A 23,113-nucleotide genomic window follows, 5' to 3' on the forward strand; every position below is an offset into this window, starting at 1 on the left:
CGAAGGTCATCCCTTCGTCGGACGTGGATGCGCGGTGAGTGTGCTGTGATGGTGTGATGCTTCGCTGGTCGGAACTATCGGCGACGAGCAAAGACGTGCTCGTCGTGGCGGCGTACCTGTCGGTGGGTATCGTCCTGTATTGGGCGAACATCTTCAGCTTCCTTCCGGTCGAGAACCCTCCACCTCTGTGGGTCAGGGTCGGCATCCTCGCCTTGCTGTGTGTGTGCACGCTCTGGAGGCGGCGTGCACCCGTTCTCGCGCTCGGCACGGCCGCGCTTCCGTTCACGCTGGATCTGCTCGTGGGAGCGTCGCTGCCGATCTGGCTGATCATGACCGACCTCGTGTACTGCGTCGCGCTCTACGGCAGCAGACGCCAGGCGGTGTGGATCGTCCGCTTGTCCGTGCTTCTGACCGTGGTGGTGTGCACCGTCGCTTTCGTCCTCACGACGGACTGGCGTGAGGTCGTCATCGCCCTGGGCGGCGCTGCGGTGTTCCTCGGCACGCCGCTCGGGTGGGCGTTGAACATCCGCCAGCACAAGGAGATCGCGCACAGTGAACGCGAGCGAGCCGAGGCCATGACCGTCATCGCGGAGTTGGACAGGCGCGCGGCGATCGACGCGGAACGCTCGCGGATGGCCCGTGATCTGCACGACGTCGTCGCGGGGCATCTGTCGGCTATCGCGATCCAGTCCGAGGCAGCCCTGCGCATCGTCGCAGCTCGAGGCGGTGCCGACTCGCCCGCGGTCTGCACCGGCTCTAGCCACGGTGCTGCAGACCACAGTGTTGCGGACGTCGTGTCGTCCATCCGGTCCAACAGCACCGATGCGTTGACCGAGATGCGAGCGATGATCGGACTGCTGCGAAACGGGGGTGAAGGCGTGGACGAGACCCGCTCCCCCGGACGGATTGCCGAGTTGGGGAGGCTCGTCGCCTCCGCAGGTGCCAGTGGTACCGAGGTCACCGTCAGCGGTGACTTCGCACCGGGCGCACCATCATCACGGTCCGTGCCGGCGGCGGTCGATCACGCCGCGTTTCGAATCGTGCAGGAAGCGTTGACGAACGCGGTGGTTCATTCGCCGGGCCAACCGGCCGAGCTCGACCTCCGGTGCGACCACGGCAGTCTCCGAATCGAAGTCGTCAACGCGCTACCGTCCACGGCCGAAGCATCGACGCACACGACCGGACACACTGGAGCGGGGCTGACCAACATGACACAGCGGGCCGAACTTCTCGGCGGTGACCTCCGTGCCGGCTCGAACGGCGGTAGGTGGGTCGTCGAAGCCGTTCTGCCCCTGTCGACCACGCCCGGGGCGTCGACACCGTGATCCGAGTACTGATAGCCGACGACCATGCCGCAATTCGCTCGGGCCTGGCGATGATCGTGGGCTCCGCGCCCGGATACACGGTGGTCGGCGAGGCAGTCGACGGACAGGACGCCATCGACCAGGCGCGGGCGCACACGCCGGATGTCGTGCTGATGGATATTCGAATGCCGGGCATCGACGGGATCGAGGCAACCGCCGCCGTCGTCGGAAACGATCTAGCCCGTGTTCTCGTCCTCACGACGTTCGACATCGACGACTACGTGTTCCGTGCTCTGGAGGCGGGCGCGTCGGGCTTCGTTCTGAAATCGGTGTCCGCCGACGCGTTGCTCGACGCCATCGCTGCTGTTCACGCCGGCGACGGTGTGCTGGCGCCCGAAGTCACTCGGACGGTGATCGACGCGTTCGCAGCGGGCGGCCGCGATGTTCCGAAGGTCGGACCTCCTGGGTTGACCGAGCTGACCGAGCGCGAACACGATGTGCTGCGGTGCCTCGGCGACGGCATGTCCAATGCGGCGATCGCCCGTGAGCTCTTCATCGGGGAGACCACGGTCAAGACGCACGTGTCGAGAGTGCTCACCAAGCTGGGAGTCACCTCGCGCGTGCAGGCTGCAATCCTCGCCCGGTCACGGCCACGGTGAACGGCGCAGTGATTCCCTGGTCCGGCAGATCTACAGGTGCGGCGGTGTGAAGGTGCCGTCGTCGCCCGGCAGGTATTCGACGACGGAGGTCACGGCCGACGTGGGCAGCGGCCCGTACAGGTGAGGAAAGACCATGGCGTCCGGGTCACCCGGGACGCCCGGCTCCCAGCGCACCGGTGACCCCAGTCGTGCCGGATCGAGAACGAGCAGAATCAGATCGTCTCGGCCGGCGAACAGTCGGTTCGCCGGCAAGTGCACCTGTGCGGGCGTCGACAGGTGCACGAAACCGACGGCCGACAGCGACTCCGGCTCGATCCCCGGCGACTCTCGAACCGACAGCCAGTCCGCCAGAGTGCAGATGTGCAGCAAGGTTTCCGAGGTGTCACTCACGATCGACGATTGTTCCAGGCGCGGCCGTTCTGCGGGGTACCGAAATCAGCTGTGAGCGAACAGTCCGAGGCTGCACACGCACGGCCAGCAGGTTTCCTCGTGTTTCGTGTTAGTGACAACACAAAGAAACGCGCGCGGGAACAACACGTGACTGCCAATCGTCTGAAAGAGTGTACGGACCGCGCCATACCGACGCGGCGGACCGGCCCCAGGCAATCGGGTGACACCGAACGCCAGTACGGAGGAGTCATGCCCGGAACATTGACCAGCCCACAGTTGACAGCTGCCGACCGGTGCGACCGGTGCGGTGCAGGGGCTCGCGCACGTGTTGTGCTCGCGACCGGAGGAGAGCTTCTCTTCTGCGGTCACCACGCCAAGGAGCACGAAGACCGTCTGCGTGAAGTGAACGCAACGGTGATGACCGAATCGGGCTCCACGGTGTAGGGCCGGTAAACCTGCCGACAACAACATCGACACCGAGAACGGGTGGCCGCATCAGCGGCCACCCGTTCTTCTCTGTCCAGGTCGCAGGTTCACCGGTCTCGTCACATCTTGCGCAACTGGGCTATCCGCTCGCTCAACTGATCCGCCGTGGCCATGGCCGTCGGAGGGCCACCACACACACGTCGTAGATCGCCGTGAATGACGCCGTGCGGCTTCCCGGTGCGGTGGTGGTACACCGCAACCAGAGAGTTGAGTTCGCGCCGCAGCGCGGCCAGCTGCCCCGCCGTCGACACACGGTCCGACACGACCGGCGGTGGGACCGCCGGAACCGGAGCCGCCGGCTTCTCCATCTGTTCCTGCTGCCGCTGCCGCAGCAGATCTCGCATCTGCTTGGCGTCGAGCAATCCGGGAAGCCCGAGGTAGTCGGCTTCCTCGTCGCTGCCGGAGAACGTCGCCGTGCCGAACGAGGATCCGTCGTAGATGACCTGGTCCAGCTCGGCGTCGGCGCCGAGTGACGTGTAGGCCTTCTCTTCCTCGCCGAGCTCGTCCTTCTGCTTGTTCGCGTCCGCCAGGAGGTCGTCGTCGAGACCGTCCTTCTCGCGGTGCGGCTTGCCCAGGATGTGGTCACGTTGCGCCTCGAGCTGGCTCGCCAGATCGAGGAGAACAGGCACCGAGGGGAGGAAGACGCTGGCCGTCTCCCCCGGCCGCCTGGATCGCACGAATCGACCGATGGCCTGTGCGAAGTACAGCGGCGTGGACGCGCTGGTGGCGTACACCCCGACGGCAAGACGCGGAACGTCCACACCCTCGGACACCATCCGCACCGCAACCATCCACTTCTGATCGCTCTTGCCGAATTCCGCGATCCGAGCGGAGGAAGTCGGGTCGTCGGACAGCACGATGCACGGAGTTTCGCCGGTGATGACCTCGATCAACTTCGCGTACGCGCGAGCGACCGTCTGATCCGTCGCGATCACCAGGCCGCCCGCGTCGGGCATGCCACCGGCGCGCAACTGGCCGAGACGAGTGTTGGCCGCCAGCAGGACCGCAGGCATCCAGTCACCCTGAGGATCCAACGCGGTACGCCACGCACGAGCGGTCTGCTCGGCGTTCAGAGGCTCGCCCAGACGGGCTGTGTACTCCTCGCCCGCGCTGTCGCGCCACCGCGCCTCGCCCGAGTACGCCAGAAACACCACGGGCCGCACGACGCCGTCGGCGAGCGCGTCCGAGTAGCCGTACGCATGGTCCGCGCGCGAGCGCATCAGACCGTCCTGATCCGGCTCGTAGTTCACGAACGGGATGGGGCTGTCGTCGCTGCGGAACGGAGTTCCGGTCAGCGCGAGGCGACGAGTGGCGTCACCGAACGCCTCCCGAATGCCCTCACCCCAACTCTTCGCATCGCCGCCGTGGTGAATCTCGTCGAGGATGACGAGCGTCTTACGACTCTCCGTGCGGACCCGGTGCCTGAACGGGTGCGACGCGATCTGCGCGTACGTGACGACGACACCGTGGTAATCGCTCGACGTCTGACCGGTCGAGTTGGAGAACCGCGAGTCCAGCGCGATGCCGACTCGTGCCGCGGATTCGGCCCACTGATGTTTCAGATGCTCCGTCGGTGCGACGACGGTCACCTGATCGACCGTCCGGTGAGCGAGCAACTCCGATGCCACACGCAGCGCGAACGTCGTCTTACCTGCACCGGGCGTCGCGACCGCCAAGAAGTCCTTCGGAGAGGACACCAGATATTTCGTCAGAGCACGCCTCTGCCACGCGCGCAGCGGCGCACCACCTGCTGCGGGTGCCGTCGAGGCGTCGATCGGGTCTGTCGTGTCGGTCATGTCAGCGCTCACTGGCCGCCGATTCCTGGCATCGATGAATGTCCTCGCGCTCTCGCCTCGCCTTGCAGTGTCCGCCGTGGAGCCTAACTCTCGGCACCGACCGATTCCTCATCGCCGAGCTAGAGGGAGTCGTACGACACGCCGAAGGGCTGCAGGCGGGGTGGAACGAGCGCTCGTGCCCGGCGTCAGGAATGCTGGAGTGACCATGAGCGAATCGACGGCTTCCCCCTCGCCGACCGAGCAGTTGTCGGCACGCCACCCCGTGCGGCTGGTGTGGGTGGTGACCTTGCGCACACTGAGCAAGGCATGGGACGACTCGATATTCAGCAAGTCCGCGACCGCGGCCTTCTGGCAGACCCTGTCTCTGCCGCCCCTGCTGCTCGGCGTCCTGGGAAGTCTCGGATTCGTCGCGGGATGGTTCGGTCCGAACACCATCGACATCATCGAGTCCAAGATCATCACGTTCAGCAGCACGCTGTTCAGCGACAGCGTCGTCGACGGCATCATCGAACCGACCGTGCAGGACATTCTGCAGCAAGGTCGGGGCGAGATCGTCTCGGGCGGTTTCGTTCTGTCGCTGTGGGCGGGGTCGTCGGCCATCTCGACGTTCGTCGATTCCATCGTCGAGGCCCACGGTCAGCAGGACGCCCGCAATCCGGTGTGGCAGCGCATCTTCGCGCTCCTGCTGTACGTCGCCTTCCTGATCGTCGCGGTGTTCGTGCTTCCGCTCGTTGCACTGGGGCCGACGTACGTTCAAGCGTTGCTACCCGATTCGTGGTTCGAGATCGGTAGCGAACTGATCGACATCCTCTACTACCCGGCAGTCGGCCTGCTGTTGATCGCCGGGCTGACCACGCTGTACAAGGTCGCGTTGCACACGTCTCTGCCCTGGCATCGACTTCTGGGCGGCGCGTTGCTGGCCGGTGTCTTCTTCATGATCGCGAGCGCCGTGCTGCGGTTCTATCTCACCTGGGTCACCGGGACGGGCTACACCTACGGCGCGCTGGCGACCCCGATCGCATTCCTGCTCTTCACGTTCTTTCTCGGCTTCGCCGTGGTGCTCGGCGCCGAATTCAACGCGACCATCCAGGAGTTCTTTCCGGCGCGCGCCACCAGGATCGAGCAGATGAGGGAGTGGCTCGCCGCACAGGCCGCTTACGAGGAGTCGGGGGCAGTGTCCGCCGTCGCCTGGCGTCTCGCCACCGGTCCCATCCGCCTGACCGGCGACCGGTCACGACCCAAGCGGGCCGGGTTCTCCCAAGCAGAACCCGAGCCGCACGCGGACTCGCCCGAGACCGGCCCGACCCATCCGTCTGCACAGCAGAACGGTGGGTCGGAAAGGTCGGATCAGTCGCCCTTCTTCAAGCCGTCGTAGACCTTCTTGCAGTCGGGGCACACCGGCGAACCAGGCTTGGCCGACTTGGTGACGGGAAACACCTCGCCGCACAGCGCGACCACGTGGGTACCCATGACCGCGCTCTCGGCGATCTTGTTCTTCTTGACGTAGTGGAAGAATTTGGGCCGGTCGTCGTCGGTGGTCTCGTCCGGCGCGATATCGGGACGTTCCTTGGTCTGAGTGCTCATGCCCCGATTATTCCGCACCGGAGCGAGCCACGACCACCTACCGTTCAGTGCAATCCGAGCAACGTAGTGACACAGTGGAGGTATGACGCGAACATCCGGGTTCTCCGACCCGGCGGACAGCGGCTCGGCCCGTCACCCCGCACTGATCACCGAAGCACGAACGTCGGTGGAAGAACAGCATCGTGCTCGCGTGAAGAAGTACATGTTCATCATGTCGTTTCGGATCCCCGCGCTGGTGCTCGCCGCCGTTTCCTACAGCATCTGGGCCAACCCGTGGATTGCCATGGCGATCGTCGGTGTGTCCATCCCGCTTCCGTGGATGGCGGTGTTGATCGCCAACGATCGACCGCCTCGCACGAAGGACGAGGTGAGTCGCTACGACGGCCGCCGACAGGAGGACCCCGCGATCGAGGCGCGCGCGCACCACGTGATCGAGGCAGGCGAGGACTGAACGCTCGCTCCGTCCTGAGAGACTGAGCGATGTGACTGCACCGCTGCTCTCGGCCTGCCCACCGCTGCGCGACGCGTTCCTGCGGGTCGGGTACTCCGCTGATGCCCTGCTCGACGCCCTCGGCGTCGACGCTCACTCCGCACTCGGTCGCAGTGAGCCGGTTCCGGTTCGGCGGGCGTCCCGTGCGCTCGGGGATCTGGGCGTGCTCATTCGTCTGTTTCTTCTCGTCGACGACGTTCCCGAGGCGGGTGCGTCGGCGGCACTGGCACCACTGCCGCTGGACGACGCTGTCGCGGCGGGGATCGTCGGGCGCAGCGGCCCGGGTCTGGTTCGGGCTGCCGTGGACATCAGGCCGCTCGACACCGGATCGGGCACCCGCTGGGTCGTGTCCGATCTCGACGGCAGCATGCGAGACGCCCCGACTGCACCCGACCACGTCCTCGGAGTCGGCCAGGCGTCTCTGTCCCTGTTGCGCGGGACTCCGACGACACCGGTCCCGTCGGTTCTGGATGTCGGAACAGGCTGCGGGGTGCAGGCCGTCCACGCGGCACACTATGCGGACTCGGTGACCGGGACCGATATCAGCGAAAGGTCGATGTTGTTGGCCGCGGCCACGTTCGCTCTCAACGACATGGATGTCGAGCTTCTTCGCGGGTCGTGGTTCGAACCGGTGAAGGGACGTGTCTTCGATCGAATCGTCGCCAATCCGCCGTTCGTCGTCGGGCTCGGCACGGTCAGCCACAGCTATCGGGACTCGGGGATCGACCTGGACGGCGCGAGCCGGCTCATGATCGAGCAGGCCCCGACGCATCTCGTCATCGGAGGCACGGCTGCCGTCCTCGCGTCGTGGATTCACGTCGACGGCGAGGACTGGCGACGGCGGGTGGCGTCCTGGTTGCCCGAGCACGGCGTCGACGCGTGGATCCTCCAACGTGACGTCGCCGATCCGGCTCTGTACGTGGGGACGTGGATGAAGGACGGCGGCGTCGATCCGCGAGACGGAGCCGGAGCGGTCCAGGCCGAGGCGTGGCTCGATCACTTCGAATCGGCCGACGTGACGGGCATCGGGTTCGGGTTCGTCTATCTACGCCGAACCGACCTTCCCACCGATGTTCTCGCCGAGGACCTGCGGCACGCGTTCGACGATCCGCTGGGCGACGAGGCGATCGACTACTTCGCTCGATTGACGTGGCTACGCGAGAACGACGTCCAGACTGCCGTCTTCGAGCTGGATCCGGCGACGGCACTGGAGAAGGTGTCGCTGCCCGGAGACGAGGGGTGGTCGCCGGTGGTGACCCGCGTGCACCGCGGCAACGGACCCAACTGGCAACACGAGATCGACGACCTGGGCGCTGCCCTGCTCGCTGGAATGTCACCGGGCGGATTGCCGCTGGCCGAGTTGGTCGAACTGCTCGCGATCGCGCACGACGCGGAACCGGAGGACCTGACGCCTGCAGCCACGGCTTTGGTGGTCGATCTCTTTCGTCACGGCCTGATCAGGCCCCGAGGCTTTCGGGCCGTGTCGGGGCAAGTTCCGACCGAGAGAAGCTTCTCAGCAACTTCTCAGGACGAGTAAGGGATAGAGCCTGGTCAGGCGGGTATCAGAGGGTGGAGCGCGGGAACTTATCGAAGTCTTCCGGACGTTGAGCACTATGAGACACCACCGATCAGGAGGCAAGTCATGACCAGCCCCAGCACCACGACCCGCCCGCGCCCCAGCGATGCCGACCTCGACGCCCAGAGCCCGGCCGCAGATTTGGTCCGCGTCTACCTCAACGGAATCGGCCGCACAGCTCTGCTGACCGCGGATGAGGAAGTGGATCTCGCCAAGCGGATCGAGGCGGGGTTGTACGCGAAGAACGTGCTGGAGAACACCAAGCGGTTGACCGCCGCCAAGAAGCGGAATCTCGCCATCATCGTGCGCGACGGAAGTGCAGCCCGTAGCCACCTTCTGGAGGCCAATCTCCGCCTGGTCGTGTCGCTCGCCAAGCGATACACCGGACGCGGTATGCCTCTGCTCGACCTCATCCAGGAAGGCAACCTGGGACTGATTCGAGCGATGGAGAAGTTCGACTATGCCAAGGGGTTCAAGTTCTCCACGTACGCCACGTGGTGGATCCGCCAGGCCATCACGCGCGGCATGGCTGATCAGAGCCGCACGATCCGGCTTCCTGTTCACCTGGTGGAGCAGGTGAACAAGCTGGCCCGGATCAAGCGCGAGCTGCATCAGCAGCTCGGCCGCGAGGCTACCGACGAGGAACTGTCGAACGAGTCCGGAATTCCCGCGGAGAAGATCGCAGACCTTCTCGATCACAGCCGTGACCCGGTCAGCCTGGACATGCCGGTCGGTACCGACGAGGAGGCGCCACTCGGCGACTTCATCGAAGATTCCGAGGCCACGTCGGCCGAGAACGCTGTCATCGCCGGGCTCCTTCACACCGACGTGCGGACTGTGCTGGGAACGCTCGACGAACGCGAGCAGCAGGTCATTCGGCTTCGCTACGGCCTCGACGACGGTCAGCCGCGCACTCTCGACCAGATCGGTAAGCTTTTCGGTCTCTCGCGGGAGCGTGTTCGCCAGATCGAGCGTGAGGTCATGGTGAAACTGCGTCAAGGAGACCGTGCCGAGAAGCTGCGCTCCTACGCGAGCTGATCTCCAGCCCCAAGTCAGGTGGTGCAGCGGTGAGTCGCCCCGCTGACTCACCCAAAGCAGTGGCCGCTCCGAATGCTCGTGCATTCGGAGCGGCTACTGCTTGTGTTCACCTCGCGGTGTTCACCGCAGGCGACGCGGGCCCAGATCTGCTCGGGTGGGTTCGGGTCCGACGCGCAGTCGTGTGTCGATGATCTCCGCCCCGCGCGCCGACGCCAGGACCGGCTCGCAGACGAGTTCCCGCAGTTCGGGGATGTCGTCGGCCATTGCCGAGACCCGCTGAACGAGGTCGACGAGCGCGCTCTTGTTCACGGGGACCGCATTTCTGTAACCGGACAGCAGGGGCGCGGCTTTGGGCGCGTCGATCAGTTGTACGGCTTCGTCCTCGGTCAGTGGGAGCACGCGATACGCACGGTCTCCCAGCAGGTCCGAGATGACGCCGGCCAGCCCGAAGGAGATGAGCGACCCGAAGCTGGGGTCGTCCTGAACCTGCACCACGCAGCCGATTCCCTTGGGCGCCATACGCTGCACCTGCAGGAGTGGTTCGCCCGTCTCGTGCGCGAGGGTGTGGTACGCGATACGCACCGCGTCCGCGCCGGCAAGATCGAGACGAACTCCGCTGAGGTCCGGCCGGTGCTTCCACAGTTCCCCGGTTGCCTTGACGGCCACGGGATAGCCGAGTTCTTCCGCTGCGGCGACCGCCTCGGCCTCGTCGGTGACGGATCGGAAATCCACGACCTCGATTCCGTAGCAGGACAGCAGTTCTGCAGATTCGAAATCCGACAGCCATCGATCCTTGTCGGCGGACATCCAGCCACGGACCAACGCCGAGGCGCGTTCGGAGTCGATGCCGTTCGGTCGGATCGGCGTGGACGCCGGCCTACTTCTCCACGCACTGTAGCGCCACGCCTTCGCGAGTGCTGTCACGGCACGCTCCGGGCTGGAGTACGACGGAACCGATCCCCGCACGGGTTGCCCCTGCTCTCCTCGGACCGCCAGCACGTCGGGAATACCCTCGGTTGCAAGGAAAGTCGTCAGGACAGGCTTGTCTGCGCCGCGGACGGCGTCGCCCAGCGCTTCGGCGAAGGGCTCGACGGTCACTGCGACCGGAGGCACGAAGACCACGATCACCGAGTCGACGTCTCCCGCCTGCAACGCGCCGGACACAGCCGCCGCGAACTCCTGTGGGCCCGCTTGAGGTCCGACATCGATGGGCGCTCCCGCGTGCAGTCCTTCGGCTCGTGCAGCATCGACGGCGAGGACACCGAGTGCGGTGGAGTTGCCGACGACCGCAACACGTGGCCCGGTGGGCAGAGGCTGGAAACCGAACAGGATTGCGCAGTCGAACAGCTGCGCAATGGTGTCGACCTGTATGACGCCTGCCTGTTCGAACAGCGCTTTCACGATCGAATCGTCGATGTCGGGGCCGGTGGCGAGTGCCGGGGGGATCGCACCGCGCCCGCTCTTGACGGCGACGATGGGCTTGGACCGCGCCACCCGCCGCGCGATTCGGGTGAATTTCCTTGGATTACCGAAGCTTTCGAGATACAGCAGAACGACTTCCGTCGCTGGATCGGAATCCCAGTACTGGAGTAGATCGTTACCGGAGACGTCGGCACGGTTTCCTGCCGAGACGAAGGTGGAAAACCCCAGACTGCGTTTCGTCGCCTGATCCAGAATAGCGATTCCTAGTGCGCCCGATTGGCAGAAGAACCCCACGTGACCCGGCATGGGAAGGGACGGTGCGAGCGTTGCGTTCAGCGCGAATTCGGGGTCGGTGTTGGCGACACCGAGAGCGTTCGGTCCGACCAGCCGCATGCCGTGGGCCCGCGCGGAGCGCACGAGCCGACGTTCGTTCTCCTGCCCTTCCGGACCGGACTCTCCGAATCCGGCGGATACGACCACGAGCGCCTTCACGCCCTTGTCGAGACAGTCGTCGAGCACCTCGTCGATCGAATCCGCAGGCACCGCAGCGATCGCCAGGTCCACCGAATCCGGAATGTCGTGGACCGTCGGGTAGGCCCGAACTCCGCGAACCGATCGGTGGTCGGCGTTGACCGGGTAGACCGGCCCGGTGAAGCCGCCGGCGAGCAGGTTCGCGAGCACCGCGTTGCCGACTTTCGAACTGTCGGTCGACGCGCCGATCACGGCAACGGACGTCGGGCTCAGCACGTTTCTCACACTGCGCGCTTCGGCTGCTCGCTCGCGTGAATTTCGCACGGAGAGAAGAGCTTCACTGGGGTCGATCGCGAACTCGAGCCGCAGAACGCCGCCTTCGAAGCTGCGTGAGACCTGGTACCCGGCCTCACGGAACACCGTGACCATGTTTCGATTCTCGGCGAGAACCTCGGCGACGAACATCGTCACTCCGTTCTCGGCCGCCGCTCCGGCGAGATGCTCCAACAGAATCGGTCCGAGTCCGCGGCCCTGGTGGGAATCGGCGACGACGAAGGCGACCTCGGCGGAATTGCCGTCACCTTCGGGCAGACGCTCGTAGCGACCGACGGCGATGATGTCGTCACCGAGAATCGCCACGAACGCGACTCGGGCGTGATGATCGACCGTCGTGAAGTTGAGAACGTCTCGCTGCGGCATCGTCGGGTAGGGGCCGAAGTAACGCAGGTAGCGCGTGCGTTCGGAGAGGCGCCCATGGAAGGCGACGAGAGCATCCGCGTCCGACGGGACGATCGGCCTCAGGTGGACCACTCCCCCGTCGGATGCCAACACGTCGGCGACCCAGTGCTTGGGAAAGGATGTCTCGGCACGTTCTCGTTCGCGCTCTTTGGCGGTGGGTTCAGTCACGAGGGTCCTCCGGGTCGAGGCCGAGCAGGGGAAAGCTTGCTCGCCGGGTGGCGATGATCGCCGAGTCGACACGCTCGAGCGCACGATCGGCGGCCTCGACGCTCCCCGCCACGGCGCCGCCCGGGCCGTCCCACGGTGGATAGTCGATGTCGCCACCGTCTCCCATCACCTGCGGTAGATCGACACTCGGAGCGATGGCGCGCACACGGTCACGCCACTGCTCGGGCAGAGCGAGGCCGGGGTCGATGCTTCGGCCCAGAGCGGCAGCGATCAGATGCGTCCATGCACGGGGCACGACGCGCACGAGACCGTAACCACCTCCGCCGACCGCGAGCCACCGTCCCTCGGAGTACCTGTCCGCGAGGTCACGCATGGCGAGGAATGCCGCATTCTGACCGTCGACGGTCAACGCCAGGTCGGCCAACGGGTCCTCCCGGTGGCTGTCCACGCCGCACTGGCTGACGATGATCTGCGGGCGGAACGCCGAGATGGCCCCCGGCACGATCGCATGAAACGCGCGCAGCCACAACCGGTCTCCGGTTCCAGGCAACAGCGGAATGTTGATCGCGGTCCCTTCGGCCGGTCCCGAGCCGACTTCGCTCGACCATCCGGTGTTGGGCCACAGCGTCGCGGGATGTTGGTGAAGAGACACCGTCAGCACTCGGGGATCACCGAGGAACGCCTGTTGCACACCGTCACCGTGGTGGGCGTCGACGTCGATGTAGGCGATACGGTCGAAACCGTTGTCGAGCAACCACGAAATGGCGACCGCAGCGTCGTTGTAGACGCAGAATCCGGACGCCCAGTCGGCCATGGCGTGGTGCATGCCGCCGCCGATGCTCACGGCCCGCCGTGCCCGTCCGGCCGCGATTTCCCGTGCCGCGGTCAGTGAACCACCGGTGAGCATCGCGGATGCTTCGTGCATCTTCTCGAACACCGGGTTGTCGTCCGATCCCAGTCCGTGTTCCACGTGATCCGGGTCCACCAACGCCGTACCCTTCTCCGGCGCACGTTTGACCGCCTCGATGTAGGCGGGTGTGTGAATTCGGAGCAGCTCCTCGTCCGGAGCCGCAGTGGGTTCGACGAGTTCTATTCCGTCCAGAACACCGATCTGTCGCGCGAGCTGCATCGTCAGATCCAGACGCGTGGGGTTCATCGGATGATCCGCACTCCACCGATAGGAGAGGTAATCCGCGCTCCAGACGACGATGTCGTCGCCTGCCACCGGAGTTCGTGGTGGCGATGCCGTCGCCTGATCTGCCATGAAACGCAACGCTACTTGTCCCGCCGGGACTGTGCGAGCGTCCCTCGGTGTTGTAGTCGGTTACCGGCGGGTACGAATTCGCGGCACGCGGGCACATGGCCTACGGCGCCACTATGCGCCGATCAACGGTAGAATCCGTTGCGACGAAGGGGTTGAGTGTGAAGGATCTGGTCGACACCACGGAGATGTACCTCCGGACGATTTACGACTTGGAAGAAGAGGGCGTCGTACCGCTGCGGGCACGTATCGCCGAACGCCTCGAACAGAGCGGTCCCACCGTCAGCCAGACCGTCGCTCGAATGGAGCGAGACGGGCTGCTTTCGGTCGCGGGTGACCGCCACCTGGAACTGACGGAGAAGGGCCGCAGCCTTGCCGTCGCAGTGATGCGCAAGCATCGGCTCGCCGAGCGGCTGCTCGTCGATGTGATCGGTCTGCGCTGGGAAGACGTCCATGCCGAGGCGTGCCGCTGGGAGCACGTCATGAGCGAGGAAGTCGAGCGTCGGCTCGTGGCCGTGCTGAACAACCCGACGACCTCGCCCTACGGGAATCCGATCCCCGGCTTGGCCGAACTCGGGCTCGGTCAGCCGGCTGCCGCGCCGGAGGACCTGATCAGGTTGACCGATCTGCCCCACGGGAACGCAACGGCCGTGGTCGTCCGTCGCCTCGCGGAGCACGTCCAGTCCGACCCCGAGGTCATCGCGCAGCTGCGCGATGCAGGCGTCGTGCCCGACGCGCGTGTGACGGTGGAGGCCAAGCCCGGCACGGTGACGATCACGGTCCCGGGCCACGACGGCATCGATATTTCCGAGGAGATGGCTCACGCCGTCCAGGTGAAGCAGGTCTGAGCGGAGTCACGGACGTGAAGTTGTTGGTGACCGGTGGAGCCGGGTACGTGGGCAGCGTGTGCGCTGCCGTCCTGATCGAACGCGGCCACGAGGTCGTGGTGGTGGACAACTTGTCGACCGGCAATCGGGATGCGGTTCCAGCAGGCGCCGAGTTCGTCGAGGCGGACATCAAGGATGTCGCGTCGTCGATTCTCGGCGACGGCCGGTTCGACGGAGTTCTGCACTTCGCTGCGCAGTCTCTCGTCGGAGAGTCCGTGGTGGCGCCCGATCGGTACTGGTCGGGCAATGTGGTGACCACGCTCGCGTTGCTCGAGGCGATCCGGGAGTCGGGCACACCGAAGCTCGTCTTCTCGTCCACGGCCGCGACGTACGGTGAGCCGGAGCGAACTCCGATCACGGAGTCGATGCCTACCGCGCCCACCAATCCGTACGGCGCAACCAAACTGGCCATCGACCACGCCATCACGTCGTACTCGAACGCCTACGGCCTGGCCGCGACCAGCCTGCGGTACTTCAATGTCGCGGGCGCGTATGCGGGTTTCGGCGAGAACCGAGTCGTGGAAACGCATTTGATTCCGCTGGTTCTGCAGACCGCCCTCGGTCAGCGGGCCAAGATCTCGGTGTTCGGAACGGATTGGCCGACTGCCGACGGCACCGCGGTGCGTGACTACATCCACGTGCTCGATCTTGCCGATGCCCACATCCTCGCACTCGAGTCGGCAACGCCGGGATCGCACACGATCTTCAATCTGGGCAGCGGTCAAGGTTTTTCGGTACGCGAGGTCATCGACGCCTGCGAGCGCGTCACCGGACTGCCCATTGCGGTGGAGAACGCGCCGCGCCGGGCAGGTGATCCGGCGGTTCTCATCGCTTCGAGCGAACGCGCCACCACCGAACTCGGGTGGTCGCCGCAGAGGACCGATCTCGATATCATCGTCGCCGATGCGTGGAACTTCCTCCAGAAGTTGGGCGATCGAGCGCATTCGGCACGGCCGTAGCATCCGGTAGGGGCATTTCGGTTCAGGTCAGTCCACCGGCGGCGGGAGCGCGACTCCGCACAGCTCGGCCACTGCATATCCGCTGAGCGCCACCTCCCGGATCATCGAGGGCCGCGCGCCTGCGGCGAGCGAGCGGCTCAGCAGGTGAGCGAGCGAGTAGTTCTCGTCCGCCTGGTGGGCGATGTCGAGCGCAACGGACGCCAGCGCGCCTTCGCCCCGCGTATAGGCACTGAACGCCAACAGCGTTGCCGGGCATGCCCGTTCCGGCGCGGGCAACGTGCGCATCAGCAGAGTCCACAACTGTTCGGCCAGCCCGGCGACACCGGTGAGCGCCAGTGCGAGGACGCTGTCGCGCACCATGACGTGCTGGACCGCCGCTCCGAACTCCGCGATCCGTTCCGGCGGCAGAGTGACCACGGCAGGGTTGTCGGGAGAGTACCCCGACCATTCCTCCAATTGTTCGACGATCGAGTGGAGACGTCCGCGGTCGCTGCCGACGTCGACGACAGCGCCCGACGCCAGTGTCCGTGCGACTGTCCGCGACAGCGGATCGTCCACCGGCCGAACGGTTCTTGCCAGCATGGTGCGGGATTCGTGTACTCCGCGACCCTGGAGCATGTATGCCAGTGCAACGGGCGATGTTCTGGGGTCGGTGAGGTACCCGTATTCCATGACGCCGATCGCGGACCTCCACCGGCTCCCCCGGGTCACCTCTGCGATCAGGTACACCTCGGTGAGTTCGACCCCCCGAACTCGCAGCTGGTCGGACAATCGATGTGCGAGGCCCCTGAACCGTCCGTCCACGGTGACACCGCGATCGTCGACGATGACTGCCAGTGCGGCCCTGACCTGATACTGGGCACACATCTCAGCGAAGTGCTCGATAACGCTCTGCATGTCCTCGGTCACACCCGACTCGAAAAGCGACTGCCCTTCGGAACGGTCCGGCAGGGTCAGGTCGTGGCGCATCACGGTCTGGACTTCCAGGGTCGACCCGGCAAGAACGTCGAGGCACACCAACACCAGCGAACGCTCGGGCGTGAATCCAAGAAAGGCCGGGATCGCGGCGATGAGTTCACCCGGCCCGACGATGCGCTCGGGTATCGGCGGGTGTCGGTGGGTTCCGGAGTCGGTTGTCATGCTGCACAGCGTGCCCGGGCCGAACTCCGAGTCTCGGTTCCGACCTGGGGCGGAAGACAGCCTGTGGATGACGGGCACCCTGTGGACAACCACCTGCGTCGACGGCCGATCCGAGAAGGGACGGCACGGGTGACGTCGGTGGGATGTGCTAGCCGGCCTTCACCTTCTGCACCGCTGCGGTGAAGACCTCGTCCAACGTCGCGCCGTCGGTCGCGCCCTGCTCGAAGGACATGTAGGTCGCTGCGATCCTGACGTCTCCGACCTGGGCGAGCAACGTCAACATCGACTGTGTCACCGTGTCCGAACCCGTTCCCGACGACACTGTCTGGCGGACAGCGAGGGTGTCGTCGGCGTCGATCGGCGGGGCTGGGACGACCGTCGAGCGGATGGTGGACGTTGCACCGGATTTCGTTGCCTGGACCTCGGCGCATTCGGCAAGTTGCGATTCCCGTACCGACAACGGCTCGTCGGTTGCGGTCAGTTCCACCGAGATCGTGGCGCGATCGGTGTTGTCGGTGCCGACGATCAGGGCGGCTTCGCCCGGTCGGACTTCCTTCGGTTTGCAACCGGCCGGACTCACCTCGGCGCCGGCGGGGATTCCCGTCAGGTCCGGTGATGCCTGCGCAATTGCCTGTGGCGGAAGGACGATGGCCTCGTACGGGGCGGGGAACACCGACGGATCGACCAACAGCGCGTTCAGGTCCGTGGCCTCGGCCGATACCGACGGTGACCCGCTGGTGCCGGCCGGCTCGGGGGTACCGGACACGTCGGACCCGCACGCAGCCAGCGTCACGGCGGCGCAGATGCCGATCCCGAGAAGAGTCGGTCGATGTCCTGCGTTACGACGCACCACGGGAAGAGCCTCCAGACTTTGGCCACGGAAAGTACCGGAAATCTCGCCGGTTCACCTCAGGCAAGACGTCCGGATCCACCCTCTCATTCGGAGGGTGGAACCGGACGTAAGGCACGCCCGTGTCCGCCGAGATACCCGGGAGAACACGGCGGGGGCTCAGCTTCCGCGTTTGATCCATTCCTCGAGGTGCGGGGACTCGTCGCCGATGCTCGTTCCGTCACCGTGTCCGGTGTTCACACGGGTGTCGGCGGGCAGCGCGAACAACCGATCCCGGATCGAGCCGATGATGGTCGGGAAATCGGAGTACGACCGTCCGGTGGCACCGGGCCCGCCGGAGAACAGGGTGTCCCCGGAGAACAACTGACGTGCCTCGGGCACGTGGAGGCACGTCGAGCCCGGCGAGTGTCCCGGTGTGTGCAGCGCCAGGATCTCCGTACCTGCCACGGAGATTCGCTGACCGTCCTCGAGCGTGGAGTGCGCGAGTCCGGGATGGGTCTGCTCCCACAACACGTCGTCGGCCGGGTTGAGCAGGATCGGCGCGTCGAGCTCGCGGGAGAGCTCCGGCGCCACGGTGACGTGATCGTTGTGGCCGTGTGTGCACACGATCGCCTTCACCGTCCGGCCGGCCACGGCCTCGATGATCGGGCGAGCGTCGTGAGCCGCATCGACGATCACCACTTCGCTGTCGTCGCCGATCAGCCAGATGTTGTTGTCGACATCCCATTCACCTCCGTCGAGAGCGAAGGTTCCCGAGGTCACCACCTTGTCGATACGCAGGCTCACAGTTCGACCACCGATCGCAGGACGGTGCCCTTGTGCATCTTCTCGAACGCAGCCTCGATGTCCTCGATCCCGATCCGTTCGGTCACGAACTTCTCCAGCGGCAACCGACCCTGCTCGTACAGATCCACCAACAACGGAAAATCCCTCTCCGGCAGACAATCGCCGTACCACGACGACTTGAGCGACCCACCACGGGAGAAGAAATCGATCAACGGCATCTCCAGCGTCATCTCCGGCGTCGGAACCCCCACCAACACCACCGTCCCCGCCAGATCACGCGCATAGAACGCCTGCCTCCACGTCTCCGGACGACCCACCGCATCGATCACCACATCCGCACCGAACCCACCGGTGAGCTCCTGCACCGCCGACGTCGCATCGACCGCCGACGCATCGACGGTGTGCGTGGCACCGAGATCCTTCGCCCACTCGAGCTTTCCCTTGTCCCGATCGACAGCGATGATCGTCGTCGCCCCCGCCAACTTCGCACCCGCGATCGCCGCATCACCGACACCACCACACCCGATGACCGCCACCGAATCACCACGCGAGACGTTGCCGGTGTTCATCGCCGCACCGAGCCCGGCCATCACACCGCACCCGAGCAACCCCACCACCGCAGGATCGGACTCCGGATTCACCTTCGTGCACTGCCCTTCGTGCACCAACGTCTTGTCCGCGAACGCACCGATACCCAACGCCGGCGAAAGCTCCGTGCCATCGGCCAGGGTCATTTTCTTCGACGCATTGTGCGTATCGAAGCAGTACCAGGGCTTGCCCTTCTTGCAGGCCCGGCATTCACCACACACCGCACGCCAGTTCAACACCACGAAATCCCCGACCTCCACGTGGGTGACCGCGTCCCCGATCGTCTCGACGGTGCCTGCAGCCTCGTGGCCGAGCAGGAACGGGAACTCGTCGTTGATCCCGCCCTCGCGGTAATGCAGATCGGTATGACACACCCCGCACGCGGCGATCGTCACCACCACATCGTTGGGCCCGGGATCAGGAATGGTGACCTGCTCGATCGAGACAGGCTCACCCTTCGCCATCGCGACCACGGCTCGCACAGTTTGCGGCATTGCTTCCTCCACACTCGGGTTGAAATGTCCTGACATCACACTTCCACAACCCATGCAGGAGTAGCGACATTCGTACATGCCGAACTGTTCGGTGTTCACGTGCTTGTGACCGGAGCGGCATCCGAACTTCGCGCACGCGGAGTATTCATGATCCATGTCTGCATCGATGGAATACGACCTCGTGGTGATCGGCTCGGGACCCGGTGGGCAGAAGGCCGCCATCGCGGCGGCAAAGCTCGGTAAACGGGTTGCCATGGTGGAGAAGGGAAAGATGCTCGGCGGTGTCTGTGTGAACACCGGGACCATCCCGTCGAAAACTCTGCGCGAGGCCGTTCTGTACCTCACCGGAATGAATCAGAGAGAGCTGTACGGTGCCAGCTACCGTGTCAAGGCGAACATCACTCCGGCGGATCTGCTTGCTCGCACGGCCCACGTGATCGGCAAGGAGATCGAGGTCGTCCGCTCGCAGCTGCTGCGGAACCGAATCGAACTGATCACCGGCACGGGTCGCTTCCTGGATGCCCACACCGTCGACATCGACGACGACCAACGTGGCGAGCGGATCACCGTCAAGGCGAAGAATGTCGTGATCGCCACGGGCACCGCCCCAGCGCGTCCCGCGGACATCGAGTTCGACGACTACCGAGTCCTCGATTCCGACGGAATTCTGAACCTCGAGTTCATACCCGCTTCGATGGTCGTGGTCGGTGCGGGTGTCATCGGTATCGAATATGCGTCGATGTTCGCGGCACTCGGCACGAAGGTGACCGTCGTCGAGAAACGAGACACCATGCTGGACTTCTGCGACCGCGAGATCGTGGAATCGCTGCAGTTCCATCTGCGTGATCTGGCGGTGACGTTCCGTTTCGGTGAAGCAGTCACGGCAGTGGACGTCGGACCGTCCGGCACGGTGACCACACTAGCCAGCGGAAAACGCATACCGGCCGAGGCCGTCATGTACTCGGCGGGACGCCAGGGTTTGACCGATGCACTGTCACTGGAGAACGCGGGACTCGAAGCCGACGCGCGGGGCCGCATCTTCGTCGACGACAACTTTCAGACGAAGGTCGATCACATCTATGCGGTCGGGGACGTCATCGGGTTTCCTGCATTGGCCGCTACATCGATGGATCAGGGACGACTGGCCGCGTACCACGCGTTCGGTGAACCGAGCAAAGGGCTGATGGACCTACAGCCGATCGGAATCTACTCGATTCCCGAAGTCTCCTACGTAGGCGCCACGGAGGTGGAGCTGACGAAGAACTCCGTCCCGTACGAGGTAGGTGTCTCGCGCTATCGGGAGCTGGCGCGAGGCCAGATAGCCGGCGACTCCTACGGCATGCTCAAGCTGCTCGTGTCGACGGAAGACAGGTCGCTGCTGGGGGTGCACATCTTCGGTTCGGGAGCCACCGACCTGATCCACATCGGACAAGCAGTCATGGGGTGCGGCGGCTCCGTCGATTACCTGGTCGACGCCGTGTTCAACTACCCCACCTTGTCGGAGGCGTACAAGGTCGCGGCCCTGGACGTCACCAACAAGATCCGGGCGCTCGAGAGTTTCGGGGGCTGACCGAAGTCTCATCCAGCGGTCACAGGGAATGAACGACACGACGGGAGGTGTTCATTGGGGAGTGGGTGTCGTGAAAGCGACTTCCGGTGCTACTGCCCGAACCGCACGAGTATCCTGTCTCGAAGTCGGTTTCGGCGTCCTCCTCGCGCACCGGGCCTCGAACGAACTAGCGAAAGGGGTCCGGCATGGACGAGAAGTCGAGTATGTACGAGCTGGAGTTTCCGGCTCCACAGATCTCTTCCAGCGACGGAGTGGGGCCTATCCTGGTCCACGGTCTCGAAGGATTCTCCGACGCCGGTCATGCGGTGAAGTTGGCGACGAAGCATCTGCGGGAGACGCTGGAAACGGAGTTGGTCGCGTCGTTCGATGTGGACGAGCTGATCGATTATCGGTCGCGGCGCCCGACGATGTCCTTCAAGTCCGATCACTTCTCGGATTACGACGCTCCCGAGCTCAATCTGTACGCCGTCAAGGACAACACCGGCACGCCGTTCCTTTTGTTGTCCGGGATGGAGCCGGATCTGCGGTGGGAGAAGTTCACCACTGCGGTACGCCTTCTTGCCGAGCAACTCGGGGTCCGTCGCACCATCGGTCTCGGTTCGATCCCGATGGCGATCCCGCACACCCGCCCGCTCGGTGTGACGGCCCATTCGTCCAACAAGGATTTGGTTCCCGAGGATCAGAGCTGGTCCGGTGAGCTGCAGGTTCCCGGTAGCGCCTCCTCGCTGCTCGAACTACGGATGGCCCAGCACGGTCACGAGTCCATGGGCTTCTCCGTTCACGTTCCGCACTACCTCGCGCAGACGGATTACCCGGCGGCCGCGGAGACCTTGCTCGAGAACGTCAGCACCGCCGGCGAGCTCGACCTCCCCCTCGTCGCGCTGGGGCAGGCTGCGGCTCGCGTCAAGGAACAGGTCGACGAGCACATCACCGGCAACGAGGAAGTCCAGTCGGTCGTCCACGCGCTCGAGCGTCAGTACGACACGTACGTCGCAGCCCAGGAGCAGCAGTCGACGTTGTTGGCGAAGGATCAGGACCTTCCGAGCGGTGACGAACTGGGTGCGGAATTCGAGAAGTTCCTCGCCGAGCAGACCGGTTTCGGCACCGAGTCCGGCTCCCCGACCGACGCGGACTCCTCGGACGAGGGCCACGACAACCCCTGACCGGTTGTCGGTGATCGATTCTTCATGGGCGGTGTCGGGTGTGATGTTTCACGCCTGACGCCGCCCTTTTCGGTGTAACGAACAGCCCCCGACAAGCCGAAACATACCTGTAACTGTAAATCCGCTCGATATCTCGCCGATGCCGCGAACTCGTGCGAGAGTCTTAAGCGACATCCCTGCCCCGGCAGGACGGAGTTCGTCGGACGAAGGAGGCGAGATGAGCAATCCGCGCACACGCAAGCTGCGTCCGGTGCCGGACACTGCACCGCGGCTCGCCTTCCGCACCGTGCACGGATACAGGCGCGCCTACCGGATCGCGGGCGAGGGCCCGGTGCTGTTGCTCATTCACGGCATCGGCGACAACTCCGAGACGTGGAACGACGTCATCCCCCACCTCGCTCAGAGTTACACCGTCATCGCACCCGATCTGCTCGGGCACGGTCGATCGGACAAACCGCGCGCGGACTATTCGGTCGCCGCGTACGCCAACGGAATGCGGGATCTCCTGTCGGTGCTCGGCATCGAGCACGTGACGGTGGTCGGGCATTCGCTCGGCGGCGGCGTCGCTATGCAGTTCTCGTACCAGTTCCCTCACATGGTCGACCGTCTCGTCCTGGTGGCGTCCGGGGGCGTGACGAAGGACGTGCATCCGATCCTGAGGATCGCGTCGCTCCCCCTCGTCAGCGAGGCCGTGAAGCTGTTGCGCATCCCCGGTGCGTTGTCGCTGGTGAAGCTCGCGGGGTCGGTCGTGGGCCGAGTCAACGGATCACCGCTTCGACCGGGCGGGCTGCTGCACGACACACCGGACCTCGTCCGTGTACTGAGCGGACTCCCGGATCCGACTGCGTCCGAGGCGTATCTACGCACCCTTCGCGCTGTCGTCGACTGGCGAGGACAGGTGGTGACGATGCTCGATCGCTGCTATCTCACCGAGAACCTGCCTGTCCTCCTGGTCTGGGGTGACGAGGATTCGGTGATTCCGATCAGCCACGCGCGCCTCGCTCACGCAGCGATGCCCGGGTCGAAGCTCGAAGTGTTCCGCAGATCCGGTCACTTCCCGTTTCGGGACGACCCCATTCGATTTCTCCGCGTCCTCGAAGCGTTCTTCGAGGAGACGACGACGCTCGAGTTCGACGAGGCGCGGTGGCGGCACCTTCTCGCGACCGGGGTCGGAGAGGACATGATTTCCGGTAGTGCGAGTACGCGTCTGGCCGTGCTCGGCGCGATGGGCTCGGACGAGCGCAGCGCCACGTGACGGCCGGGCTCGAAGGACTCCGGTGACATCGACGTCCC

Annotated in this window: 21 protein-coding genes; 12 read left to right on the forward strand and 9 right to left on the reverse strand. The window is 65.1% G+C overall.

The window, feature by feature from the left end:
- The first annotated feature begins 56 nt into the window (after window positions 1-56).
- Both CH290_RS12585 and CH290_RS12590 read left to right on the forward strand, forming a co-directional pair.
- On the forward strand, window positions 57-1,325 hold the full coding sequence (locus CH290_RS12585; RefSeq protein ID WP_033189651.1) for a sensor histidine kinase: 1,269 nt from the start codon (window positions 57-59) through the stop codon (window positions 1,323-1,325).
- Window positions 1,322-1,963 (forward strand): response regulator, encoded by a 642-nt coding sequence (locus CH290_RS12590; RefSeq protein ID WP_020110187.1) that lies wholly within the window; start codon window positions 1,322-1,324, stop codon window positions 1,961-1,963. Before CH290_RS12585 ends, CH290_RS12590 begins: the two co-directional genes overlap by 4 nt.
- 30 nt (window positions 1,964-1,993) lie before the next feature.
- On the opposite strand, the gene CH290_RS12595 is transcribed toward CH290_RS12590, so the two are convergent.
- Window positions 1,994-2,353: a DUF952 domain-containing protein gene (locus CH290_RS12595; RefSeq protein WP_019664060.1), complete on the reverse strand. Its 360-nt coding sequence runs from the start codon at window positions 2,351-2,353 to the stop codon at window positions 1,994-1,996.
- 249 nt (window positions 2,354-2,602) lie between these two features.
- Between CH290_RS12595 and CH290_RS12600 the strand changes: the two genes are divergently transcribed.
- On the forward strand, window positions 2,603-2,797 hold the full coding sequence (locus CH290_RS12600; RefSeq protein WP_019664061.1) for a DUF7455 domain-containing protein: 195 nt from the start codon (window positions 2,603-2,605) through the stop codon (window positions 2,795-2,797).
- A 101-nt stretch (window positions 2,798-2,898) separates the two neighbouring features.
- Here CH290_RS12600 and CH290_RS12605 read toward each other — a convergent pair whose 3' ends face one another.
- Window positions 2,899-4,635 carry a DEAD/DEAH box helicase gene (locus CH290_RS12605; RefSeq protein WP_020110188.1) on the reverse strand — a complete coding sequence of 579 codons (1,737 nt, stop codon included), beginning with the start codon at window positions 4,633-4,635 and terminating at the stop codon, window positions 2,899-2,901.
- A 205-nt stretch (window positions 4,636-4,840) separates the two neighbouring features.
- Between CH290_RS12605 and CH290_RS12610 the strand changes: the two genes are divergently transcribed.
- The gene (locus CH290_RS12610; RefSeq protein ID WP_371828077.1) at window positions 4,841-6,010 is read left to right on the forward strand and encodes a YihY/virulence factor BrkB family protein; all 1,170 of its coding nucleotides are present in this window, start codon (window positions 4,841-4,843) and stop codon (window positions 6,008-6,010) included.
- Here the strand turns inward: CH290_RS12610 and CH290_RS12615 are convergent.
- Window positions 5,983-6,219: a DUF3039 domain-containing protein gene (locus CH290_RS12615; RefSeq protein ID WP_019664064.1), complete on the reverse strand. Its 237-nt coding sequence runs from the start codon at window positions 6,217-6,219 to the stop codon at window positions 5,983-5,985. The two genes, CH290_RS12610 and CH290_RS12615, sit on opposite strands and share 28 nt — an antisense overlap.
- An 82-nt stretch (window positions 6,220-6,301) precedes the next feature.
- On the opposite strand from CH290_RS12615, the gene CH290_RS12620 reads away from it, so the two are divergent.
- From CH290_RS12620 to CH290_RS12630, 3 genes are all read left to right on the forward strand, one after another.
- Window positions 6,302-6,670 (forward strand): DUF3099 domain-containing protein, encoded by a 369-nt coding sequence (locus tag CH290_RS12620; RefSeq protein ID WP_019664065.1) that lies wholly within the window; start codon window positions 6,302-6,304, stop codon window positions 6,668-6,670.
- A gap of 31 nt (window positions 6,671-6,701) precedes the next feature.
- On the forward strand, window positions 6,702-8,246 hold the full coding sequence (locus CH290_RS12625) for a N5-glutamine methyltransferase family protein (RefSeq protein ID WP_033189650.1): 1,545 nt from the start codon (window positions 6,702-6,704) through the stop codon (window positions 8,244-8,246).
- A gap of 105 nt (window positions 8,247-8,351) precedes the next feature.
- The gene (locus CH290_RS12630) at window positions 8,352-9,323 is read left to right on the forward strand and encodes a sigma-70 family RNA polymerase sigma factor (RefSeq protein ID WP_019664067.1); all 972 of its coding nucleotides are present in this window, start codon (window positions 8,352-8,354) and stop codon (window positions 9,321-9,323) included.
- Between the two features lie 120 nt (window positions 9,324-9,443).
- On the opposite strand, the gene CH290_RS12635 is transcribed toward CH290_RS12630, so the two are convergent.
- Window positions 9,444-12,122 (reverse strand): bifunctional acetate--CoA ligase family protein/GNAT family N-acetyltransferase, encoded by a 2,679-nt coding sequence (locus CH290_RS12635; protein WP_020110191.1) that lies wholly within the window; start codon window positions 12,120-12,122, stop codon window positions 9,444-9,446.
- A complete protein-coding gene (locus CH290_RS12640; RefSeq protein ID WP_026347599.1) occupies window positions 12,115-13,386 on the reverse strand; it encodes an acetoin utilization protein AcuC in 1,272 nt (423 codons plus the stop codon). Before CH290_RS12640 ends, CH290_RS12635 begins: the two co-directional genes overlap by 8 nt.
- A gap of 158 nt (window positions 13,387-13,544) precedes the next feature.
- Between CH290_RS12640 and CH290_RS12645 the strand changes: the two genes are divergently transcribed.
- Both CH290_RS12645 and galE read left to right on the forward strand, forming a co-directional pair.
- A complete protein-coding gene (locus CH290_RS12645; protein ID WP_019664070.1) occupies window positions 13,545-14,231 on the forward strand; it encodes an iron-dependent transcriptional repressor DtxR in 687 nt (228 codons plus the stop codon).
- A 14-nt stretch (window positions 14,232-14,245) separates the two neighbouring features.
- Window positions 14,246-15,229, forward strand: a complete 984-nt coding sequence (galE, locus tag CH290_RS12650; protein WP_033189649.1) for a UDP-glucose 4-epimerase GalE — start codon at window positions 14,246-14,248, stop codon at window positions 15,227-15,229.
- 27 nt (window positions 15,230-15,256) lie between these two features.
- Here galE and CH290_RS12655 read toward each other — a convergent pair whose 3' ends face one another.
- The 4 genes from CH290_RS12655 to CH290_RS12670 form a co-directional block, all read right to left on the reverse strand.
- Window positions 15,257-16,369 carry a DUF4192 domain-containing protein gene (locus CH290_RS12655; RefSeq protein ID WP_033189648.1) on the reverse strand — a complete coding sequence of 371 codons (1,113 nt, stop codon included), beginning with the start codon at window positions 16,367-16,369 and terminating at the stop codon, window positions 15,257-15,259.
- Window positions 16,370-16,517: 148 nt separating this feature from the next.
- A complete protein-coding gene (locus CH290_RS12660) occupies window positions 16,518-17,162 on the reverse strand; it encodes a DUF5642 family protein (protein ID WP_033189647.1) in 645 nt (214 codons plus the stop codon).
- Window positions 17,163-17,378: 216 nt separating this feature from the next.
- Window positions 17,379-18,005 carry an MBL fold metallo-hydrolase gene (locus CH290_RS12665; protein ID WP_019664074.1) on the reverse strand — a complete coding sequence of 209 codons (627 nt, stop codon included), beginning with the start codon at window positions 18,003-18,005 and terminating at the stop codon, window positions 17,379-17,381.
- Window positions 18,002-19,087, reverse strand: a complete 1,086-nt coding sequence (locus CH290_RS12670; protein WP_033189734.1) for an S-(hydroxymethyl)mycothiol dehydrogenase — start codon at window positions 19,085-19,087, stop codon at window positions 18,002-18,004. The genes CH290_RS12665 and CH290_RS12670 overlap by 4 nt, the downstream gene beginning before the upstream one ends.
- Window positions 19,088-19,241: 154 nt before the next feature.
- Here CH290_RS12670 and sthA point away from each other — a divergent pair, with 154 nt between their 5' ends.
- From sthA to CH290_RS12685, 3 genes are all read left to right on the forward strand, one after another.
- A complete protein-coding gene (gene sthA, locus CH290_RS12675) occupies window positions 19,242-20,657 on the forward strand; it encodes a Si-specific NAD(P)(+) transhydrogenase (RefSeq protein ID WP_019664076.1) in 1,416 nt (471 codons plus the stop codon).
- A 185-nt stretch (window positions 20,658-20,842) separates the two neighbouring features.
- Entirely contained in the window at window positions 20,843-21,820 is a 978-nt protein-coding gene (locus tag CH290_RS12680; RefSeq protein WP_019664077.1) for a proteasome assembly chaperone family protein, read from the forward strand.
- A gap of 217 nt (window positions 21,821-22,037) precedes the next feature.
- On the forward strand, window positions 22,038-23,075 hold the full coding sequence (locus tag CH290_RS12685) for an alpha/beta fold hydrolase (RefSeq protein WP_020110196.1): 1,038 nt from the start codon (window positions 22,038-22,040) through the stop codon (window positions 23,073-23,075).
- Window positions 23,076-23,113: the final 38 nt, after the last annotated feature.

It is taken from the genome of Rhodococcus sp. 06-156-4 (assembly GCF_002259345.1).
Lineage (GTDB): Bacteria > Actinomycetota > Actinomycetes > Mycobacteriales > Mycobacteriaceae > Rhodococcoides > Rhodococcoides fascians_E.

Coding starts and splice junctions, on each gene's coding strand:
- CH290_RS12685 (WP_020110196.1), top strand. CDS start 22,038: ATGAGCAATCCGCGCACACGCAAGCTGCGTCCGGTGCCGGACACTGCA.
- CH290_RS12610 (WP_371828077.1), top strand. CDS start 4,841: ATGAGCGAATCGACGGCTTCCCCCTCGCCGACCGAGCAGTTGTCGGCA.
- CH290_RS12655 (WP_033189648.1), bottom strand. CDS start 16,369: ATGACAACCGACTCCGGAACCCACCGACACCCGCCGATACCCGAGCGC.
- CH290_RS12615 (WP_019664064.1), bottom strand. CDS start 6,219: ATGAGCACTCAGACCAAGGAACGTCCCGATATCGCGCCGGACGAGACC.
- CH290_RS12585 (WP_033189651.1), top strand. CDS start 57: ATGCTTCGCTGGTCGGAACTATCGGCGACGAGCAAAGACGTGCTCGTC.
- sthA (WP_019664076.1), top strand. CDS start 19,242: ATGTCTGCATCGATGGAATACGACCTCGTGGTGATCGGCTCGGGACCC.
- CH290_RS12670 (WP_033189734.1), bottom strand. CDS start 19,087: ATGCCGCAAACTGTGCGAGCCGTGGTCGCGATGGCGAAGGGTGAGCCT.
- CH290_RS12630 (WP_019664067.1), top strand. CDS start 8,352: ATGACCAGCCCCAGCACCACGACCCGCCCGCGCCCCAGCGATGCCGAC.
- CH290_RS12680 (WP_019664077.1), top strand. CDS start 20,843: ATGGACGAGAAGTCGAGTATGTACGAGCTGGAGTTTCCGGCTCCACAG.
- CH290_RS12640 (WP_026347599.1), bottom strand. CDS start 13,386: ATGGCAGATCAGGCGACGGCATCGCCACCACGAACTCCGGTGGCAGGC.
- CH290_RS12620 (WP_019664065.1), top strand. CDS start 6,302: ATGACGCGAACATCCGGGTTCTCCGACCCGGCGGACAGCGGCTCGGCC.
- CH290_RS12600 (WP_019664061.1), top strand. CDS start 2,603: ATGCCCGGAACATTGACCAGCCCACAGTTGACAGCTGCCGACCGGTGC.
- CH290_RS12605 (WP_020110188.1), bottom strand. CDS start 4,635: ATGACCGACACGACAGACCCGATCGACGCCTCGACGGCACCCGCAGCA.